General features: G+C 37.7%; 19 protein-coding genes and 1 tRNA gene. 8 read left to right on the top strand and 12 right to left on the bottom strand.

All coding sequences use genetic code 11. From position 1 onward, the window contains the following. Nucleotides 1-84: 84 nt before the first annotated feature. The 9 genes from ilvC to ilvE all read right to left on the bottom strand — a co-directional run bounded on the left by ilvC (nt 85) and on the right by ilvE (nt 9143). On the bottom strand, nt 85-1566 hold the full coding sequence (gene ilvC, locus FHT21_RS21715; RefSeq protein ID WP_167296834.1) for a ketol-acid reductoisomerase: 1482 nt from the start codon (nt 1564-1566) through the stop codon (nt 85-87). Nucleotides 1567-1669: 103 nt separating this feature from the next. Beyond that, nucleotides 1670-2134 carry a DinB family protein gene (locus FHT21_RS21710; protein WP_167296833.1) on the bottom strand — a complete coding sequence of 155 codons (465 nt, stop codon included), beginning with the start codon at nt 2132-2134 and terminating at the stop codon, nt 1670-1672. 18 nt (nt 2135-2152) lie between these two features. Next, complete coding sequence (locus FHT21_RS21705; RefSeq protein ID WP_167296832.1) at nt 2153-2542, bottom strand: glyoxalase superfamily protein; 390 nt, start codon at nt 2540-2542, stop codon at nt 2153-2155. A 99-nt stretch (nt 2543-2641) separates the two neighbouring features. Next, on the bottom strand, nt 2642-3280 hold the full coding sequence (ilvN, locus tag FHT21_RS21700) for an acetolactate synthase small subunit (protein ID WP_167296831.1): 639 nt from the start codon (nt 3278-3280) through the stop codon (nt 2642-2644). 31 nt (nt 3281-3311) lie between these two features. After that, nucleotides 3312-5063, bottom strand: coding sequence for a biosynthetic-type acetolactate synthase large subunit (gene ilvB / locus FHT21_RS21695; RefSeq protein WP_167296830.1), 1752 nt, complete (start codon nt 5061-5063; stop codon nt 3312-3314). Nucleotides 5064-5084: 21 nt separating this feature from the next. Next, a complete protein-coding gene (locus FHT21_RS21690) occupies nt 5085-5654 on the bottom strand; it encodes an ORF6N domain-containing protein (RefSeq protein WP_167296829.1) in 570 nt (189 codons plus the stop codon). A 47-nt stretch (nt 5655-5701) separates the two neighbouring features. Next, nucleotides 5702-7384 carry a dihydroxy-acid dehydratase gene (gene ilvD / locus FHT21_RS21685; RefSeq protein WP_167296828.1) on the bottom strand — a complete coding sequence of 561 codons (1683 nt, stop codon included), beginning with the start codon at nt 7382-7384 and terminating at the stop codon, nt 5702-5704. Between the two features lie 242 nt (nt 7385-7626). Next, nucleotides 7627-8205 (bottom strand): class I SAM-dependent methyltransferase, encoded by a 579-nt coding sequence (locus FHT21_RS21680; RefSeq protein WP_167296827.1) that lies wholly within the window; start codon nt 8203-8205, stop codon nt 7627-7629. 47 nt (nt 8206-8252) lie between these two features. Next, nucleotides 8253-9143, bottom strand: a complete 891-nt coding sequence (gene ilvE, locus FHT21_RS21675) for a branched-chain-amino-acid transaminase (protein ID WP_167296826.1) — start codon at nt 9141-9143, stop codon at nt 8253-8255. A 703-nt stretch (nt 9144-9846) separates the two neighbouring features. Here ilvE and FHT21_RS21670 point away from each other — a divergent pair. Continuing rightward, nucleotides 9847-10797: an alpha/beta hydrolase gene (locus tag FHT21_RS21670; RefSeq protein WP_167296825.1), complete on the top strand. Its 951-nt coding sequence runs from the start codon at nt 9847-9849 to the stop codon at nt 10795-10797. Between the two features lie 67 nt (nt 10798-10864). Here the strand turns inward: FHT21_RS21670 and atpC are convergent, their stop codons facing one another. Together atpC and atpD are read right to left on the bottom strand one after the other, a co-directional pair. Beyond that, on the bottom strand, nt 10865-11110 hold the full coding sequence (gene atpC / locus FHT21_RS21665) for an ATP synthase F1 subunit epsilon (protein WP_055912620.1): 246 nt from the start codon (nt 11108-11110) through the stop codon (nt 10865-10867). A gap of 86 nt (nt 11111-11196) precedes the next feature. Further along, a complete protein-coding gene (gene atpD, locus FHT21_RS21660; RefSeq protein WP_029276465.1) occupies nt 11197-12699 on the bottom strand; it encodes a F0F1 ATP synthase subunit beta in 1503 nt (500 codons plus the stop codon). 161 nt (nt 12700-12860) lie between these two features. Here atpD and FHT21_RS21655 point away from each other — a divergent pair, with 161 nt between their 5' ends. From FHT21_RS21655 to FHT21_RS24885, 4 genes are all read left to right on the top strand, one after another. Next, complete coding sequence (locus tag FHT21_RS21655) at nt 12861-13763, top strand: SDR family oxidoreductase (RefSeq protein WP_167296824.1); 903 nt, start codon at nt 12861-12863, stop codon at nt 13761-13763. A gap of 83 nt (nt 13764-13846) precedes the next feature. After that, nucleotides 13847-14311, top strand: a complete 465-nt coding sequence (locus FHT21_RS21650) for a redoxin domain-containing protein (protein WP_167296823.1) — start codon at nt 13847-13849, stop codon at nt 14309-14311. A gap of 99 nt (nt 14312-14410) precedes the next feature. After that, nucleotides 14411-14484 (top strand) — tRNA-Arg (locus FHT21_RS21645). Nucleotides 14485-14926: 442 nt separating this feature from the next. Beyond that, a complete protein-coding gene (locus tag FHT21_RS24885; RefSeq protein WP_208399011.1) occupies nt 14927-15691 on the top strand; it encodes a hypothetical protein in 765 nt (254 codons plus the stop codon). Nucleotides 15692-15818: 127 nt separating this feature from the next. Here FHT21_RS24885 and FHT21_RS21635 read toward each other — a convergent pair whose 3' ends face one another. Then, entirely contained in the window at nt 15819-15998 is a 180-nt protein-coding gene (locus FHT21_RS21635) for a hypothetical protein (RefSeq protein WP_167296822.1), read from the bottom strand. Between the two features lie 249 nt (nt 15999-16247). Here FHT21_RS21635 and FHT21_RS21630 point away from each other — a divergent pair, with 249 nt between their 5' ends. The 3 genes from FHT21_RS21630 (at nt 16248) to obgE (ending at nt 19225) form a co-directional block, all read left to right on the top strand. Next, a complete protein-coding gene (locus tag FHT21_RS21630; RefSeq protein WP_167296821.1) occupies nt 16248-16856 on the top strand; it encodes a hypothetical protein in 609 nt (202 codons plus the stop codon). Nucleotides 16857-17489: 633 nt separating this feature from the next. Further along, entirely contained in the window at nt 17490-18065 is a 576-nt protein-coding gene (locus FHT21_RS21625; protein WP_167296820.1) for an adenylate kinase, read from the top strand. 164 nt (nt 18066-18229) lie between these two features. Further along, entirely contained in the window at nt 18230-19225 is a 996-nt protein-coding gene (gene obgE / locus FHT21_RS21620) for a GTPase ObgE (protein WP_167296819.1), read from the top strand. Nucleotides 19226-19567 lie beyond the last annotated feature (342 nt).

Below are 19567 nucleotides of genomic sequence, written 5' to 3'. Positions count from 1 at the left end.
CAGTCTGAGCTTGTCGAAGACTTTCCCGTTATAGAAAACGAGAAGAATTCCTTCGACAGGCTCAGGATGACATTCTTTTTGTTTCTATGCTGTTTTAATCGCCTTCATTGCTGTCATTGCTTTACGCAAGGTTGCTCCAATTTGTTCTACCTGGTGAGAGCGGATAGCCTCATTAACATCAATTAATTGTCTGTTGTCAACAGCGCCATCTTTACCTTCGTTGAAGTTTTTACCAACTAAATCAGTATCTACTTTTTTCATGAAATCGCCTAAAAGTGGTTTACAGGCCTGATCGAATAAATAGCAACCATATTCTGCAGTATCAGAAATTACACGGTTCATTTCGAACAATTTCTTACGGGCAATGGTATTGGCAATAAGTGGTGTTTCATGTAGCGATTCGTAGTAAGCCGATTCTGGTTTAATACCAGCCTGTACCATTGTTTCGAAAGCCAGCTCAACACCAGCACGAACAAAAGCAACCATCAAAGTATAATTATCGAAATATTCTTGCTCACCGATTTTAACATCACCTGCAGGTGTTTTTTCGAAAGCAGTTTCGCCGGTTTCAGCTCTCCAAGCCAATAGGTTTTTATCACCATTTGCCCAATCTTCCATCATGATACGGCTAAATTCGCCACTCATAATATCATCCTGGTGTTTTTGGAACAACGGACGCATAATGTCTTTCAATTCTTCCGAAATTTCGAAAGCTTTGATTTTAGCTACATTGCTTAATCTATCCATCATGGCCGTAATACCACCTTGTTTTAGGGCTTCGGTAATTACCTCAACACCATATTGAACCAATTTAGAAGCATAACCCGCGTCGATTCCTTTTTCTACCATTTTATCGAAAGATAGGATAGAACCTGTTTGCAATAAACCACAAAGGATGGTTTGCTCGCCCATTAAATCAGACTTTACTTCAGCTACGAAAGATGATTTTAATACCCCAGCTCTGTGACCGCCTGTACCAGCGCAATATGCTTTTGCTTGCGCCAATCCTTTACCTTGAGGATCATTTTCAGGGTGAACTGCAATTAAGGTAGGAACACCAAAACCACGCACATATTCTGCTCTAACCTCGCTACCTGGGCATTTAGGTGCAACCATAATCACAGTTAAATCTTTACGGATCTGCATACCTTCTTCTACGATATTGAAACCGTGAGAATATAATAAAGTAGCACCTTCTTTCATTAAAGGCATAATTGCGTTTACAACAGCGGTATGTTGTTTATCAGGAGTAAGGTTGATCACTACATCTGCATTCGGAATTAATTCTTCGTAAGTACCAACTGCGAAATTGTTTTCAGTTGCATTCTTCCACGAATCACGTTTGCCTTCAATTGCTTCCTTACGTAAAGTGTAGCTTACATCTAAACCACTATCTCTTAGATTTAAACCTTGGTTTAAGCCTTGTGCACCGCAACCTACAATTACCAGTTTTTTGCCTTTTAGTGCGCTAACGCCATCTAAAAATTCAGAACTGTCCATGAAGTCGCAAACACCTAATTGGTTTAATTTTTCTCTAAGAGGTAATGTGTTAAAATAATTTGCCATTGTTTTTTATTGGTTAATTTCTATTTAATTATCGGGTTTATATTTTCTTTCCTTCGGTTTGATTGCACTGATTTAGTGATTTTACCGATTCTTTCTTTTTACCTTATACCTGTTTCTTTAAAGCAGAGGCGTAGCCAAAGTGCACATTATCATGTCCGATGGTAGTAATCAGTATCTCTTCAATACTATTCAACTGTACACCGTAGGTTGCTGTTAAAAAGGGCGTGGTGCTCGAAAATTTTCCATTTGCATAATCTTCTTTTATTCTTTCAATGCTCTCTAATGCGATGGTCTTCAATTCTGCTACTTCTTCTTCCGTTACTATATAAGAAGGTTTTGTATCCTTTTTATAATACTCGTTAAACTTTACAGAAGCAGCGTCTTGTAATACCCCTGTACGAACATAACAAAGTGTTTGGGTGCTCACTACAATATGGCCAAAGTTCCAGATGATGTTATTGTTATAACCATCAGGAATTTTATTCAATTCTTCGATTGCTAAGCCATCCACTAACTTAATAAATGCCTTGCGTGAGTTTATTATAAAATCAAATATCGGGTTTATCATGTTATACTTCGTATCTATCTAATTATCGTTTTGTTTTTCAGCTTCGGTTAATTCTTCGTTAAATGTAATCTTGTTAAAGAAGGGATCGTTTACGGTTACCGCCCAGGTTCCGTAAAAAGTTTTCTCCAAACCTGGTCTGTTGTACTTGTACTTTTTATCTATAATTTCTTTATGAAATGCTTTTAAACCTGTACAATCGATATGAATATGTGCACCCGGCGAACAATCTCCATGGTGTTCACTTAAGTGTAATTCGATACCATGTAAGGAAATCTGCATGTAAACTGGGGTATTTTTTTCAAAAGTATGCTCCCAGTCTATTTTAAAGCCTAGCCAGTTTATATAAAATTCAACTGCCTTATCGTAATCGAACATTCTTAAAATCGGTATTGCTTTATTGCATTTCATATTTCTTTGATTTTTAACCGCAAAGAGCGCAAACATTTTTCGCAAAGATCGCTGAGCATTGTATTTTTGCCTTCAACCTTACACGCTCTACCTTTTACCTTACATCGTAAAAATCTTCTGTCCTTTATCTAAAAACTCGTTTTCTACCAATTCTTCACCTGGTTCGAAAGCCTCGAATTCTTTCAACTTTTCGTGGAATCCTGCGCTATCTTTAATAATGGCCACTCTTGCAGATCTCACAAATTCAATCAGTTCGTATGGTTCTAAGGCTTTTACCAAAGCATCAGTTTCTTCTCGGTGACCAGTTACTGCAAAAACAGTATAATCTTTACGGATTACCACCGCACTTGCACCGTATTGTCTTAATAAACGCTCTACCGTTACTTTTTCTGCAATTTCATCAGTAGAAACTTTGTACAGTGCCAGTTCTTGCCAGATAATCTCGTCGTTGGTATTAAAATAAACTTTCAATACTTCGATTTGCTTCTCAATCTGACGGGCCAGTTTCCGTACCACTTCATAGCTTTCGTGAATCACGATGTTGAAACGGTGGATACCATCAATCTCAGAAGGAGAGGTGTTAAGGCTTTCGATATTGATTTTCCTTTTAGAGAAAATAATTGCAATTCTATTTAATAAACCAATGCGGTTTTCGGCATAAACCGTAATGGTATATTCTTGCTTACCTTCCAAATCAGCTTTATCTATTTTATGTCCTATTGTATTTTCAGTACTCATGATAATTTCTTTTTTACCTTAAACCTCTACCTTACTTCAACCTGATTTCGCTTACACTCATTCCTTGCGGAACCATTGGGAAAACATTGTTTTCTCTACCAACCATTACTTCCAATAAATAAGAACCTTCATGGTTGATCATGGTTTCTAATGCCTGCCTTAAGTTTGCACGTTCATCAACTTTGCTTGCTTCGATATAGTACGATTTTGCTAAAGCAACAAAGTCAGGACTGGTGATATTCACGAAAGAATAACGTTTATCATGAAAAAGCTGTTGCCATTGACGAACCATACCTAAAAAGCGGTTGTTCAGGATCAGAATTTTTACTGCCGCACCGAATTGCATAATAGTACCCAGTTCCTGAGGCGTCATCTGGAAACCACCATCACCAATAATGGCAATAACTGTTTTATCAGGAGCACCATATTTAGCACCAATGGCAGCTGGTAAACCAAAGCCCATTGTACCTAAACCACCAGAAGTAATGTTGCTGCGGGTATTGTTGAATTTAGCATAACGACAGGCCACCATTTGGTGCTGACCAACATCGGTAACGATTACAGCATCGCCACCACAAATTTCGTTGATGTTGCGCAATACTTCGCCCATGGTCATTTCATCACCAGTTGGATAAAGCTCCGGAGTAATGACCTGATCTATTTCCTGTTGGTTATAATCTCTAAACTTGGCTAACCAGTCTTCGTGTTTATTTTCGTTAACTAAATTGGTTAGTAGGGGTAAAGTTTCTTTACAGTCGCCCCAAACACCAACTTCTGCTTTAACATTTTTATCAATTTCAGCAGGGTCGATATCTAAGTGTACTACTTTAGCTTGTTTCGCATATTTATCTAAACGGCCGGTTACACGATCATCAAAACGCATACCGATGGCAATAATTACATCAGCTTCGTTGGTTAATACGTTTGGTCCGTAATTACCGTGCATACCTAACATACCTACATTTAATGGGTGTGAAGTTGGGATAGCACCTTCGCCCATAATGGTCCATGCGGCTGGAATGCCTGTTTTATCAATCAATGCTTTAAATTCTTCTTCAGCGTTACCCAAAATAACACCTTGTCCAAATAAAATGAAGGGTTTTTTTGCTGAATTGATTAATTCGGCTGCCTGCTCGATATATTCAACCCTAACTTTTGGTTTCGGACGATAACTGCGGATGTGATTGCATTTTACATATTCAGGGAATTCTTCCAATTGCAATTGTGCATTTTTGGTAATATCGATCAATACAGGACCTGGTCTGCCGCTTTTAGCGATGTAAAAAGCTTTAGCCAATACTTCTTGAATTTCTTTGGCATCAGTAACCTGATAGTTCCATTTTGTAACTGGAGTAGTAATATTAATCACATCTGTTTCCTGGAAAGCATCTGTTCCCAATAAGTGAGCGAAAACCTGCCCGGTAATACAAACCAATGGCGTACTATCGATTTGTGCATCTGCCAAACCGGTAACCAGATTGGTTGCGCCTGGTCCGCTGGTTGCAAAAACAACACCAACTTCGCCGCTTGCACGTGCAAAACCCTGAGCAGCATGGATACCACCTTGCTCATGGCGAACCAGTATGTGTTCTAATTTATCAGCATAATCATAAAGAGCATCATAAATAGGCATGATTGCTCCTCCCGGATAACCGAAAATGGTGGTTACACCTTCTTCAATTAATCCATTCAACAAAACCTGCGAGCCTGTTCCTTTGAATAAGGTTTTTGAGGTTTCTGCTTTTGCCTCGTTTTGTTGTATTGTATCTTGTGCAGTTTCCATAGTTATGTTTTTGCGGTTCTACTATTCTTTAATTTTAAACCCAATTCTTTGTCTGTCGTTCCATTTTAATTGAGCAATTTTCTCGTCTATTAAATTTTCCATTGCATCATAAAGCTCGTTGAGCTGAACATCATGTTCGCCAATCCGTTCTTTAATTTCTGTTAACTGTTCGTTAAGGTTACTCTGCTTAAGCAAAATTTTCCGAACATCAACAAAGGCTCTCATAATGGCAATGTTCATATTAATGGCTTTGTTGCTGTTTACAACGCCGCTTAACATGGCTACCCCTTGTTCTGTAAAGGCATAAGGCGTTATACCCACATTTCTCTTATTTTGACTTATCATCACAATTTGTGATGATGGATCAACCGTTTCTGACGATGCGGTCACAATTTGTGACCGGATACTTTCCCATTCAACCTGAGTAAGCCTGAACATAAAATCATCAGGAAAACGCTTGATGTTACGCTTTACTGCCTGATTTAATACCTTAGTTTCAACTTCATAGAGCAATGCCAGATCAAAATCGAGCATTACTCTTTCACCCCTGATTTCATAAATCCTGTTCTGAATACTTTTAATTATTTGCATAATCTATTATTTAGTAATCAATTAATCGAGGGGATGATTTTTTGATTTTAGTATTCGTCGGTTACGCAACCACTTGCTGCATCCGATACTGTTTTAGCATATTTATATAAAACACCTTTTGTTACTTTTAATGCTGGTTGTACATATCTTTTTCTACGCTCAGCAATCACTTCTTCGCTGACTTGCAGGCTGATGATATTGTTTACAGCATCGATCAAAATCCGGTCTTCGTCTTCTACCAGGCCTATTAAACCGCCTTTGTAAGATTCAGGTGTGATGTGACCAACCACGAAACCATGTGTACCGCCAGAGAAGCGACCATCGGTAATTAAAGCTACCGATTTACCTAAACCAGCACCAATAATGGCTGAAGTTGGTTTCAACATTTCAGGCATACCTGGTGCACCTACCGGGCCAGAATTTTTGATTACGATTACGTCACCCGGTTGAACACGGCCGCTCGAAATCCCAGCGATTAAATCATGTTCACCATCAAAAACACGAGCAGGTCCTTCAAATTTTTCACCTTCTTTACCACTGATTTTTGCTACAGAACCCTTTTCTGCAAGGTTTCCGTAAAGAATCTGCAAGTGACCTGTTGCTTTGATGGGTTCGCTTAATTTTTGAACAATTTTCTGATCATAATCCATAATCGATTTCACATCAGCTAAATTCTCAGCCATAGTTTTTCCGGTTACGGTTAAGCAATCGCCATGCAATAATCCTTCATTTAATAAATATTTTAGTACAGCAGGGATACCACCATATTGGTGTAAATCCTGCATTAAATATTTTCCGCTAGGTTTAAAATCGGCAAGTACCGGAGTTACATCGCTCATTTTCTGGAAATCATCCTGCGTAATTTCTACGCCGATGGCTTTACCCATGGCGATAAAGTGTAAAACAGCATTGGTGCTACCACCTAATACGATAATCGAACGGATGGCATTTTCGAATGCTTTTCGCGTCATGATATCTGATGGTTTAATATCTTTCTCCAGTAAAACCTTAATATATTTACCAGCATCTAAACATTCCTGTTTTTTCTCTGGGCTTATAGCTGGATTTGAAGAGGAATATGGTAAACTCATACCTAAGGCCTCAATTGCCGATGCCATGGTATTTGCGGTATACATACCACCGCATGCTCCTGCACCAGGACAAGTGTGTTTAATAATGCCCTGATAATCTTCATCAGAAAGATTACCGCAGATTTTTTGTCCTAATGCCTCGAAAGCCGAAACAATATTCAATTCTTCGCCTTTGTAATGGCCTGGGGCAATTGTACCGCCATAAACCATAATTGATGGGCGATTTAGACGTGCCATGGCCATAATAGCGCCCGGCATATTTTTATCACAGCCCGGGATGGAAATGACGCCATCATAATATTGCCCGCCACAAATGGTTTCGATGCTATCAGCAATGACATCGCGGCTTACCAATGAGTAACGCATACCATCCGTACCGTTGCTCATCCCATCACTTACTCCAATAGTGTTAAAAACCAAGCCCACTAAATCATTATTCCAGACCCCTTTTTTCACATCTTTAGCAAGATCGTTAAGGTGCATATTGCAGGTGTTACCATCGTAACCCATACTTGCAATACCGACCTGTGCTTTAGCCATATCCGCATCAGTTAATCCGATTCCGTAAAGCATAGCTTGGGCTGCCGGTTGTGTAGGGTCTTGTGTAAATGTTTTACTGTACTTGTTTAATTCGCTCATTGTTTAAATTGTATGTATGCTGTTGTTTTTCAATTATTTCTTTTTGAGGCAAAAAAAAACCGCCTCTTTTTAAAGAGGCGGTTCGATATGGTATATTTTTTATATTATACGCAACGATTTCCACCTCTCTTTTGAGAAATGACAATAATTAAGTTGCTAATAATGTTTGTGTTTATATTCATGCCTTTGAATCACAAACATACTAACTATTTAAAAAAAGTAAAGAACTATTTTAATGTTATTTATTTTTTTACTCCGATTACAATTCCCGTTGCCCAAACCTGTTTGGTTATTTGCAGATCATCACGGGATTCCAAATCTTTGATCAATTTTATTGCTTTATCTTGATGACCATCAGGCCAATTTTGCTGGGGCAACATATCATCGATGATATAAAGGCCGCCTTTATTGAGCATGGCTATTGCTTCGTCTAAAAGCAAATATTTTCCATGCCAGGTATCAGCAAATATGTAATCGAATTTTTTTCCTTTATTTTTTTCAATCCACTCGGCGCCATCGGTATCAACCAAGGTTAAACGATCGTCGCTGCCAAGAAAATCTTTCGCAATCGCCAAAAATTTATCATCGTTATCTATCGAGGTTAATGTACTGGCCTCATCCAGGCCATCTAATATCCACGACGTAGACAAACCTGTACCAGTTCCAAGCTCCAGAAATTTACCTGAAGGTTTAGTAGCAGCAAGTGTTCTGAGCAAAGAACAGGTCAACACATCAGATGCCATATCAAATCCTGATGCTTTTGTTGCACCATTAATTTGTTGATAGGCTTTTGGGTAGTGCTGATTAATTTCTTCAGTCATTTGTTTTGCTTGCTTTTCTCTTTATTTTTTTACTTCAGGGTTCCTGACTATATAATCACTTCGTAATTTACTTTTTCTAGTACCAGGTTTTTATAGGCACGTTGTATGGTATAACCAATAGATTCTCTCCATAAAGGACGATAAACAATATCGTCGATTGAGGCAATACCTGCTATTTCGGTCGCTGTTCCACATAAGAAAGCACTGTCAGCATTTTTAAGATCTTCTATCGTTAGTTTTTTCTCAATACATTCAATATCCAGAACAGTGCAAAGTTCTTTTACGGTTGCGCGTGTAATGCCTGGTAAAATATTCCCTAGAGATGGGGTATATAATTTTCCGTCTTTTTCGAGGAAGATATTTGCCCCCGATGCCTCGGCAACAAAACCATGCATATCTAAAAGCAAAGCTTCATCGTAACCTTTAATATTTGCTGCTGTAGTAGCTAAAATCGAATTAACATAGTTTCCACTCAATTTCGCTTCCATTGGAGTCGATTTTGGATTTGGCCTTTCGTAGTCAGAAACGGTTAATTTTAACAATTTGTTGCCAGAATATGCATCCCATTCCCAGGCACAGATTAAGATCGAAACGCCACTTGGTTCGTTTAATTTCATGTTTGGGTGGCAAAACACCAAAGGGCGGATATAAGCATCTTTCAGCTTGTTTAACTGAAGTAACTTATAGGTTGCAGCAATTAATTCTTGTTTATCCCAAGGGAATGGAATATTTGCCAACTGGCAAGAACGCTCTAAACGATCAAAATGTGCAGCGGCTTTGAAAATGCGGTTGCCGTTATGTGTTTTATAGGCTCTAATACCCTCGAAAGCAGCATAGCCGTAGTGTAGCGACTGCCCGTAAAGATCAGTGCTACTATTTACAGCCTTTTCAAACTGTCCATCAAGGTAAATAATCGTATTAGAATTATAGTATTTCATCTGTTTATTTTATTGTTTTTTCATCAGTCAGATGGCGCTTGCCATGATTAAATAATTGTTTCATTTGTTTTTTGATTTATTTAATCATTGAAAGTTCATAATACTGTGTTTTGTTATTTAAAAAAAGCGTCCCGTTTGTATCGGGACGCTTTAGGTATATTTAGTTTTTTAAAATCTATTTAAACTGCGTCCGCTTATTACCCCATAAAATGTTTAGGAGTAGAAGGTTAAGTAAAATGACAGGTAAGAGCACTACATTGCCAGCTGCTTTTGCAGTAATGTAGGTGGAAAATGTGTTGCTCTGAAAGGTCATTATTATCTTATTGTTTATAAAAACCAATTTAGTTTTTGGTTCATTAATATGCAAGAGAAATCATAAAAAAGTTAAATCGGAATATTATTCTTTAAATTAATATTTAATCGGAATATTATTCGTAATTAGTGTTGTATTAGTTATTTAATGCCGATAGCCTTAGACCAAATATCAAAACGGTATACAGTCTGTTTGTTATGCTTGCATTATAAATTTTCTATTTTTCTGCCTAAAATGGCTTAGCGTGCGCTGAAAATTGAAAATTTTGATGCTATTTTGATGTTGAAAAGCAAAGAAAAATCGCTGCTTAAATTTAGGTATACAATTGGTATTATATGTATTTATTACTTATTGGAAATAGTTGCGTAATTTACTGTCAGAAAAATAACTATGAAAATCATTTGTATCTTTTCGATCCTTTTAACCGGATTATTTAGCAGTTGTTCTTCATCGGATTCGGCACTCCGACTTAAGGTAGGCAATCAAACGATTTTAACTTCTGATACTGTGAAGTTATCTGTTAAGGTGGCAGGAAAAGGGCTGGTTTGTATCTATTTGCATGGAGGCCCTGGCCAGGATTTTCTTTCATTTGAAAAAATGGGCGGCGCTAACCTGGAGAAGTGCCTAACGATGGTTTATCTGGATCAAAGAGGATCTGGCCACTCGCAAAATGCCAAAGATTATAGTTTAAACCGGATTGTGAGGGATATAGAAGAACTGCGGATAAAATTGGGCGTAGAAAAAGTGTACTTACTTAGTCATTCATTTGGTGGCATTCTGGCAATTAATTATGCCCTGAAGTATCCCGAACATTTATCTGGCATCATCATGGCGAATACAATAGCCCATTTTATGAACCCAAATCAGGTTAAGGAACAAATTGAATATGGATACCAGTTGCTGAAAAAAGATACTACTATAAATGAAACAGATTTTAAAAAATTAATGGATGAAGCGGCGCTGGTTAGAAAAAAGTTAAGTACAGCACACCTTGGTTATAAATATATTGCCAATGATGTAAATACGATTATCAAAATGGATAGCATCGAAAGTTCTTATAAGCGCACATCGGATTTTGGAATGACATTATTTATGCCGTTGGTAGATAGTACAAAGGTTCAACATTATCCTGAGTACTTTAGAGATTATGCTTTATTAACCGGTAAAATTAACATTCCGGCTTTAATTATAACTGGGAAGGAGGATCATGCAGTTGGCCCGGATTATTATAAAAATTACAGATTTCCGAATCAAAAGGTAGCGCAGATAGATGGTTCCCACATGCTCTATTATGAAAAGAACAAGGAATTTACTACGGCTGTTTGTGCGTTTGTTAAATAGAAAGATAAAACAAAAAGCCTCCCGATTTCAAAATCAGAAGGCTTTCTAAATGAGTTAATTGTTTTACCTAAGCGATACCTTCGGCTAAAACCACAATTTTGTTGTGGATAGCTTCAACCACACCGCCTTTAATAAAAAAGCGTTGCTCATCGGCTTTATTTGCTTTTATAATAACTTCTCCATCTTCTAAAGTAGAGATGATAGGGGCGTGGTCTTTTAAAATCTGGAAAGAACCTAAAGTACCAGGAACCGTAACTGCTGTTACTTCACCTTCGAAAACTTTTTTATCTGGAGTTAATATTTCTAAATTCATTTTTTTTAGATTTGAGTATCAAGTAGCTGATATCAAGTATCAAGATTACATTTTCAGTCTTGATACCTGATATTCAAATTTCGATACTAGTTCGCTTCTGCTAATAATTTTTTACCTTTTTCGATTGCATCTTCAATGCTACCAACCAAGTTAAATGCAGCTTCTGGGTACTCATCAACTTCACCATCCATGATCATATTAAATCCTTTGATGGTATCTTTAATGTCAACCAATACACCTTTTAAGCCAGTAAATTGCTCAGCTACGTGGAAAGGTTGAGATAAGAAACGTTGAACACGACGCGCTCTTGATACAACTAATTTATCTTCTTCAGATAATTCGTCCATACCTAAGATTGCGATGATATCCTGTAATTCTTTATAACGTTGTAAAGTTTCTTTAACACGTTGTGCAGTATTATAGTGTTCATCACCTAAAACAGCCGGAGAAAGGATACGTGAAGTAGAATCTAATGGATCTACTGCAGGATAAATACCTAACTCTGCAATTTTACGCGAAAGTACCGTAGTTGCATCTAAGTGGGCAAAAGTTGTTGCCGGAGCCGGGTCAGTTAAATCATCCGCCGGTACATATACCGCTTGTACTGATGTAATTGATCCACGTTTTGTTGAAGTAATACGCTCTTGCATTAAACCCATCTCAGTTGCTAGGGTTGGTTGGTAACCTACCGCAGATGGCATACGACCTAATAAAGCCGATACCTCAGAACCCGCCTGCGTAAAACGGAAGATATTATCAACGAAGAAAAGGATGTCTTTTCCAGCGCCTTCGCCATCACCATCACGGAAATATTCTGCAACAGTTAATCCTGATAATGCTACACGTGCACGTGCACCAGGAGGCTCGTTCATTTGTCCGAAAACCAATGTTGCTTTAGATTCTTTTAATTTTTCAGTATCAACAGCTTTCAAATCCCATCCACCTTTTTCCATTGAGTGTAAGAATTCGTCGCCATAGTTGATTACACCTGATTCGATAAACTCACGAAGTAAATCGTTACCCTCACGAGTACGCTCGCCAACACCGGCGAATACTGATAAACCAGCATAAGCTTTAGCGATGTTGTTAACCAACTCCATAATTAATACTGTTTTACCTACACCAGCACCACCGAATAAACCAATTTTACCACCTTTTGCATAAGGCTCCAATAAATCGATTACTTTGATACCTGTAAAAAGCACCTCAGTTTCAGTAGATAAATCTTCGAACTTAGGAGGAGTTGCATGAATAGGGCGACCGTCTGTTTTATCAACTGTGTTGATACCGTCAATCGCTTCACCAACTACATTAAATAAACGACCTTTAATTTGGTCGCCAACTGGCATTTTAATCGCAGCACCAGTATCAACTACGTCCATTCCACGAACTAAACCGTCTGTAGAGTCCATCGAGATCGCACGTACGCGGTCTTCACCTAAGTGTTGTTGAACTTCTAAAACAATTTTCTGTCCATTTTCTTTCGTTATCTCTAACGCATCAAAAATTTTAGGTAGATGGGCATCATTAGCAAAGCTAACGTCAACCACTGGGCCGATAATTTGTGCTATTTTTCCTAAGTTAGGCATATCTGTTGTGAGTAAATTTATTACAGTCAATGAATTAAAGCTGTTTACAGGGGCTCCAATTCGGTTGGCAAAGTTAAGTTATTCTTACTTAATTTTAAATATATATTATAAATTTTTTCAACATGGTTTTTATGGATAATTTAGTGCCCTAAATAAGGCATATGAAAACCATTTTAACAACAGGTAGCAACGGTCTTTTAGGGCAAAAATTAACTGAAAAAGTGCTTGCCGAAAGAAAGCTGAAATTGGTGGCCACTTCAAAAGGGGTAAACCGCTACCCAGTAAAGGATGGTTATGAATATGCAGAAATGGATATTTTGAATGCTGTTCAGGTTAGAGAAGTTATTGAAAGATACAGCCCTGATGCCATTGTGCACACCGCAGCCATGACCAATGTTGATACTTGCGAAGCCAATAAAGAACTCTGTCGCCAACTAAATGTAGATGCAGTTCAAACGCTAATATCAATATGTGAAGAAAAAAAGATTCAGCTTATTCATTTAAGTACCGATTTTGTTTTTGATGGCGCCAACGGACCTTATAAAGAAGAAGATGCCGTTAATCCGGTAAGTTATTACGGCGAATCGAAAGTATTGGCAGAAGAGCTATTGCAAAATTCAAAAGCAAACTGGGCGATCTTAAGAACAATATTAGTATATGGGATTACCAGCGATATGAGCCGTAGCAACATTGTACTTTGGGCTAAAGGTGCATTGGAAAAAGCATCACCTATTAATGTAGTAAACGATCAGTGGCGTATGCCCACATTGGCCGAAGATTTAGCTGAAGCCTGTTTATTAGCTGTAGAAAAAAATGCAAAAGGAATTTACCACATATCGGGTAAAGATTACATGAGTATTGCAGATTTAGTGCGAAAAGTTGCCGATTATTGGGGGCTTAAACAATCATTCATTAATGAAATAAGTTCTGCAGGTTTAAACCAGGCAGCTAAACGACCAATTAGAACAGGTTTCGTTTTGGATAAAGCGATTAAAGATTTAGATTACCATCCTCATAGTTTCGAAGAGGGTTTGGCAATTTTAGATCAGCAGATGAAAAGATAGATTTGAGTCGGTAGTCTTAAGTCATGAGTCACAAACAATTAAGCAATTAAACCATTTAACATACACATTAACTAAAAAACATAATGGCATTACAAATTGGCGATACCGCCCCTGATTTTAAATTATACAGTTCTGATTTAACTGAAGTTTCTCTTTCTGGTTTTAAGGGTAAAAAAGTTATTATCCACTTTTTTCCGATGGCTTTTACCGGTACATGTACAGAACAGTTATGTACCATGCGCGATAATTTCAGTTATTACGAAGGAATAGATGCACAGGTAATCGGTATTTCTGTAGATTCTCCTTTTTCGTTAGGTAAATTTAAAGAAGTGCAAAATTACCAGTTCCCTTTATTGTCTGATTTTAACAAAGAAGTATCTGCAGCTTATGGTGCTTTTTACGAAGAATTTGTTTTCGGATTGAAGGGGGTTTCTAAAAGGGCAGCTTTTGTGATCGATGAAGAAGGAAAAATTGCTTATGCTGAAGTTTTGGAAAATGCAAAAGATCTACCTGATTTCAAGGCTATTAATGATGCATTGAACGCATAAAACATATCCTGCAAGGATTTATTTTAAGATTTTTTTGAAATTTAATTGGAAATTAAAATATCAAGTTATACCTTTGCAGTCCGTTAACGATACGGAAACGCATTCGTAGCTCAATTGGATAGAGCATCTCACTACGGATGAGAAGGTTTGGGGTTCGAATCCCTACGAGTGCACTAAAGGGAAGATTGAAAAATCTTCCCTTTTTTGTTTACTGTCTTAACCTATAATTATCTCATTTTTAGGTATTTAATACGGAAAATATTCATCATGCCGGGTGTTCGATAAATACCATTTTCATAGTAGAGGTTTGAATCGAACACCAGATCTATAAATTCCCGCTTTTCGAATGTATTATTTATGGATCTTGAGAGGAGGTTCTTCGGCTCTGGCGGAGTACCGTACTGGATATAGACTTCCTTTACACTGATGTTATTATGTTTGGAAAGCTATAGCAGAACAGGGCACATATTGCCGTCAACCATACAAAGATTAGCTACATTAATATATTTTTGATTTTATTACCATAGTAAAGAAAATTTGGTAAATTGTATCACTGATATCGTGATACGGGCTTGAGATGAAAATTAACATACCATTAATATAAAACAAAAAGTTATGAGAAAATTATTTTCACTGGTAGTCATTATGGTTTTTTATATAAACCTGAGTTTTGCTCAAACTACTATACCTGCGCAGTCAGGTTCAGCAAAAGCTAAAAAGGGAACTAAAGCTAATGCTAAAAAAGAAACCGAATCAGCTAGTGGCGTTAAACTAAAAAAAGATGGCACGCCTGATAAACGTTATGCTTCTAAAACAGCAGCAGCCCCTGCTACAAGCAAAGCTGCACCTAGTCCAAATGCAAATGGAGTGAGACTAAAAAAAGATGGCACGCCTGATAAACGCTATGCTTCTAAAACAGAAGCTGTTCCGGCTACAAGCAAAGCTTCACCAAGTCCAAATGCGAGTGGAGTGAGATTAAAAAAAGACGGCACACCTGATAAACGTTATGCTTCTAAAACAGAAGCAGCCCCTGCTGCTCCAAATGCGAGTGGAGTGAGATTAAAAAAAGACGGCACACCCGACAAACGTTATGCTCCCAAAACAGAAGCGGTTCCTGCTACAAGCAAAGCCGCGCCAAGCCCAAATGCTGATGGTGTAAAACTTAAGAAAGATGGTACGCCAGATAAGCGTTACAGTGCTGCCAAAGAAAAAGTAGCTCCAGCAGTACAAGCTGAAAATTCTGTCAATACAAAGAGTTATACACCAACGGTAGACAGAACACTATCAGGTCCGAATGGAGAGCAAGTAATAACAGGTCCTCGCGGCGGAAAATATTACATTAACAAGAATGGTAATAAAACCTATCTCAAAAAACAATAATTTAAAATAGATCTATAAATGAGGATTATCACAAAGTAGCTACTATAGTTAGTTAAAGTGGTACTCCCTTATGCCTTTACTATAAAAACCCTGCTGTCAAACAGCAGGGTTTTTAGCGATTTTATCTTTACAATTTTATAAACCCGTTGAGATTGTTCATCTGGTCATCATAGTCGAGTTCAGTATCATCATAGATAGCTGTTCTGTCGTCATGTTGAACCATTGATTTTCCCACTTCCAAATCTTCTGGAAGAATGTAGCCTTTTTCTTGTGTGGCCTTCACGATAACGAAACTTAGAATTTCCATTTGGTTTAATTGTTTTTATCGATCTTGCCTAGCACTATGCTTTCAATACAAAAATACAGGAAATTTAAAAACGCTCCAAATTCATGGCATAAGCTATCTGTTCCTGGCTTACTAATTGAGCCTTAATAATTTAATATTAATAGTTGTTTAATCAATTACTCTTTTTTTGCAAGCATCCTGATCTCGTAATGTTTTTAGTAAATAATTAAACTAAAAGCAGAGGAAAATGGTTCTATAAAGAAAGAGACGATGGAAAAATTAATTAACAATCTGGTTCCTCAACAGATTATCGGAAGCCAGATGGATGTGGTTGAAGAACGTAAGTTAAGTAGTCTCAGTCAGGCTCAGGAATTTTTTTCAGCAGCTGCGAAAAGATTACTTGCAGTGAATGAGTGGGGCAAAATCTCCGGACTTTCAGACTTTAAGATTTTTGCACCTGATGGGAAGGAAGTGATGCGTTTAGCCCAAAAGGGAGATTTTATTCGTATCGATATCCCTGGGCCTGGACCAGTATCGGGAGGTGGGTTTGATTGGGTAAAGATTGAAGAAATCGAAAGGGTGCATGGCGGTGATCACGAAATGCTCAGCATGTGTGTCCGTCCGTGCTCATCACCATTTAACAAGGGTAAACAGACCGCTCATTTTTTGAAAGATCATGCCACTTCTACCTTTATTATCCGCAGGAATAGAATTACCGTATCGGCAGAAGAACATGGCAGGAACGAACAGGCGAACATTGATGACGGAAAGTTAATCGACAGGGCGCGGAATCTCATTGTTGGTTTTAGTGCGAAACTGGGTTTATCTTATCCCCAATGGAAATTGTTGGTAAAAGGACTACTTGACGGCAGATCTTAATGCTGTAAAATTGCGAGTTTTTCTTATTCAATTTAGATGGAACCGAGATAATCTATCAGCATCGCTGCACAGGACTCTACGGTTGCTGAAACAATTTCCCCCATTCTCCTTTAAAATTAAATCTCTCCTAAAATGCCAACTCACCTGATTATGGGCTGTCACCTAAATAACAAGCTATTTTTCTAAATGGTTTTAAAGGAAAGGTTGTGTCAAATAGCTATCTTTTACTAACACGAATAAATTATAGATGCTGCTGTTAGCGAATTCGGCGGTCTGGATATTCTGGCTGTTTTCCAAATGTCCCCAAAAAAGGGGTTGAATGATTATTGCCTGCCGAGTGGGAGGGGCATTTATAAAAGAAATTGTTTGGTCAGGTTTACGATTATTTGAAGAAAATTCTGTTAAATATAAAAATGGCACAAGATTCTTCTTAGAATAAGATAAATGTCATTAAAATAGTCCTTTTTTAAATAAATTATCAATTTTAAATGGCATCTAAATTAATAATTATATATTTGCAGCCTCGAAAGTAAGCAATGTCTAATCCTATTAATCAGTGATTTGAATATTACTTTTAACAGAGCCATAGGAATAAGGCTTTTTTAATTTTTGAAGACAACCTAAACAACTTGAATGCTTAATTTAGTTCTCTTTGGCCCTCCAGGGGCGGGTAAAGGCACCCAATCTGAAAAGCTGATTGCAAAATATCAGTTGGTACACGTTTCAACAGGCGATCTTTTTAGAGCACACGTTAAAGGAGAAACCGAATTAGGAAAAAAAGTAAGTCAATTGTTAGCTGATGGGGAATTGGTTCCTGATGCCATTACAATTGCCATGCTTGAAGAAGAGGTGGATAAAAATCCTGATGCTAAGGGGTTTGTGTTTGATGGGTTTCCGCGTACCGTTCCGCAAGCAGTTGAGCTTGATTTATTTTTAGAGCGTAAAGGCAGTAAAATAGCAGGCGTTATTGCTTTAGATGTAGATCAGGACGAATTAACAAAACGTATTGCTGAACGTCATAAAACCAGTGGTCGCCCTGATGATGACGCTGAAAAATTGAAAAAACGGATTTCAGAATACTTTGATAAAACCATCCACGTATTGCCTTATTATGAAGAGCAAGGAAAGTTGAATAAAGTTAATGGAATTGGTGAAATAGAAACAGTATATAACGATCTTTGCGCTGTAATTGATCAATATAAAGTGTAAAGTTCAAATAGCAAGTATCTAGTAAATTGGATTTGGATTAATTTTATTACCCGGATCATATTTCAAAAACATACAAAGAGTTATAATGTTAAAACGTTATAACTCTTTAATTTTAAAGGAATTGTTGTTTCAACGTTCCAGTATTAACATTTCAATATTAAAATATGTCACAGGGTTCGAATTTCGTAGATTATGTAAAAATTTGTTGCCGTTCTGGTAAGGGCGGGGCAGGTTCGGCACATTTGCATCGTGATATTTTAACGTCAATGGGTGGCCCTGACGGTGGTGATGGTGGTCGCGGTGGCCACATTATCGTTAAAGGCAGTATTCATATCTGGACATTATTACACCTTAAATACCGCAAGCATATTATTGCAGAAGATGGTGGTGCGGGTGGTAGTTCCCATAAATTCGGTAAGCAAGGTAAGGATGAAATTTTAGAAGTTCCGCTTGGTACCATTGCCAAAGATGCTGAAACCGGAGAAATCCTTTTCGAAATTACCAAAGATGGCGAAACGAAGATTTTAACAGCTGGCGGCCGCGGTGGTTTGGGTAATGCACATTTTAAAAATTCTGTTCAACAAACACCACGTTTTGCACAACCAGGTGAGCAGGGGCAAGAGGTTTGGAACATTTTAGAGTTAAAAGTTTTAGCTGATGTTGGTTTGGTTGGCTTCCCAAATGCAGGAAAATCTACTTTACTTTCAGTAGTTTCGGCTGCTAAGCCAGAAATTGCCGATTATCCATTTACTACTATTGTTCCTAATCTGGGTATTGTAAGTTACAGAGGTGGAAAATCTTTTGTAATGGCCGATATCCCTGGAATTATAGAAGGTGCATCAAAAGGTAAAGGTTTAGGTTACCGTTTCCTGCGTCATATCGAGCGTAATTCGGTGCTATTGTTCATGGTTCCGGCCGATACAAGTCGCTCTATCAAACAAGAATACGAAATTCTTAAAAGTGAATTAGAATCTTACAATCCTGAATTGATGCAAAAACCCCATGTTTTAGCCATTACCAAATCAGATATGTTAGATGAAGAACTGATGGAAGAAATGAAGCAGGACCTGCCAAATATTCCATCTATATTTATTTCGTCAGTAGCTGAAAAAAATATTTTAGAACTGAAGGATATGCTTTGGAAAGCGATTGAAGGATAATAAATACTGGTTAATTGTATAATTTGTTTAAATCGGTTAATTGTCAATTTTGGCCGATGAAAAATTTCTCCCGATTGCACTAGCTAGGTTAAATAAACCTGATTGTCGGGAAGAGCTTCCGATCCTTCATCGGAACTCGTACCAAAAGCGGGACAGGATTTGCTAGAAGCGCAGAACCAACCATTTCCTAATTATTAATGTTTTTTCTCTTTAGGAAATGAAAGGGCAACATTTCATAGGTACTGTAGCCCCGCCGTTCGCTTTATCCCGATAGAAAGCCTGTGAAACAAGCAAATCAAAATATAACCTAAACCGATGCTTAAATCTGGATGCCCGCTCCTG

Origin of the sequence: Pedobacter sp. SG908, from assembly GCF_011759615.1 — a bacterium.
Lineage (GTDB): Bacteria > Bacteroidota > Bacteroidia > Sphingobacteriales > Sphingobacteriaceae > Pedobacter > Pedobacter riviphilus.
Note: the sequence above shows the minus strand (reverse complement) of the source record. Positions and strands in the feature narration are given on the sequence as shown.

Bases quoted from the DNA above. Each gene is read 5' to 3' on its own strand.
- ilvC (WP_167296834.1), bottom strand. From the start codon at position 1,566: ATGGCAAATTATTTTAACACATTACCTCTTAGAGAAAAATTAAACCAA.
- FHT21_RS21710 (WP_167296833.1), bottom strand. From the start codon at position 2,134: ATGATAAACCCGATATTTGATTTTATAATAAACTCACGCAAGGCATTT.
- FHT21_RS21705 (WP_167296832.1), bottom strand. From the start codon at position 2,542: ATGAAATGCAATAAAGCAATACCGATTTTAAGAATGTTCGATTACGAT.
- ilvN (WP_167296831.1), bottom strand. From the start codon at position 3,280: ATGAGTACTGAAAATACAATAGGACATAAAATAGATAAAGCTGATTTG.
- ilvB (WP_167296830.1), bottom strand. From the start codon at position 5,063: ATGGAAACTGCACAAGATACAATACAACAAAACGAGGCAAAAGCAGAA.
- FHT21_RS21690 (WP_167296829.1), bottom strand. From the start codon at position 5,654: ATGCAAATAATTAAAAGTATTCAGAACAGGATTTATGAAATCAGGGGT.
- ilvD (WP_167296828.1), bottom strand. From the start codon at position 7,384: ATGAGCGAATTAAACAAGTACAGTAAAACATTTACACAAGACCCTACA.
- FHT21_RS21680 (WP_167296827.1), bottom strand. From the start codon at position 8,205: ATGACTGAAGAAATTAATCAGCACTACCCAAAAGCCTATCAACAAATT.
- ilvE (WP_167296826.1), bottom strand. From the start codon at position 9,143: ATGAAATACTATAATTCTAATACGATTATTTACCTTGATGGACAGTTT.
- FHT21_RS21670 (WP_167296825.1), top strand. From the start codon at position 9,847: ATGAAAATCATTTGTATCTTTTCGATCCTTTTAACCGGATTATTTAGC.
- atpC (WP_055912620.1), bottom strand. From the start codon at position 11,110: ATGAATTTAGAAATATTAACTCCAGATAAAAAAGTTTTCGAAGGTGAA.
- atpD (WP_029276465.1), bottom strand. From the start codon at position 12,699: ATGCCTAACTTAGGAAAAATAGCACAAATTATCGGCCCAGTGGTTGAC.
- FHT21_RS21655 (WP_167296824.1), top strand. From the start codon at position 12,861: ATGAAAACCATTTTAACAACAGGTAGCAACGGTCTTTTAGGGCAAAAA.
- FHT21_RS21650 (WP_167296823.1), top strand. From the start codon at position 13,847: ATGGCATTACAAATTGGCGATACCGCCCCTGATTTTAAATTATACAGT.
- FHT21_RS24885 (WP_208399011.1), top strand. From the start codon at position 14,927: ATGAGAAAATTATTTTCACTGGTAGTCATTATGGTTTTTTATATAAAC.
- FHT21_RS21635 (WP_167296822.1), bottom strand. From the start codon at position 15,998: ATGGAAATTCTAAGTTTCGTTATCGTGAAGGCCACACAAGAAAAAGGC.
- FHT21_RS21630 (WP_167296821.1), top strand. From the start codon at position 16,248: ATGGAAAAATTAATTAACAATCTGGTTCCTCAACAGATTATCGGAAGC.
- FHT21_RS21625 (WP_167296820.1), top strand. From the start codon at position 17,490: ATGCTTAATTTAGTTCTCTTTGGCCCTCCAGGGGCGGGTAAAGGCACC.
- obgE (WP_167296819.1), top strand. From the start codon at position 18,230: ATGTCACAGGGTTCGAATTTCGTAGATTATGTAAAAATTTGTTGCCGT.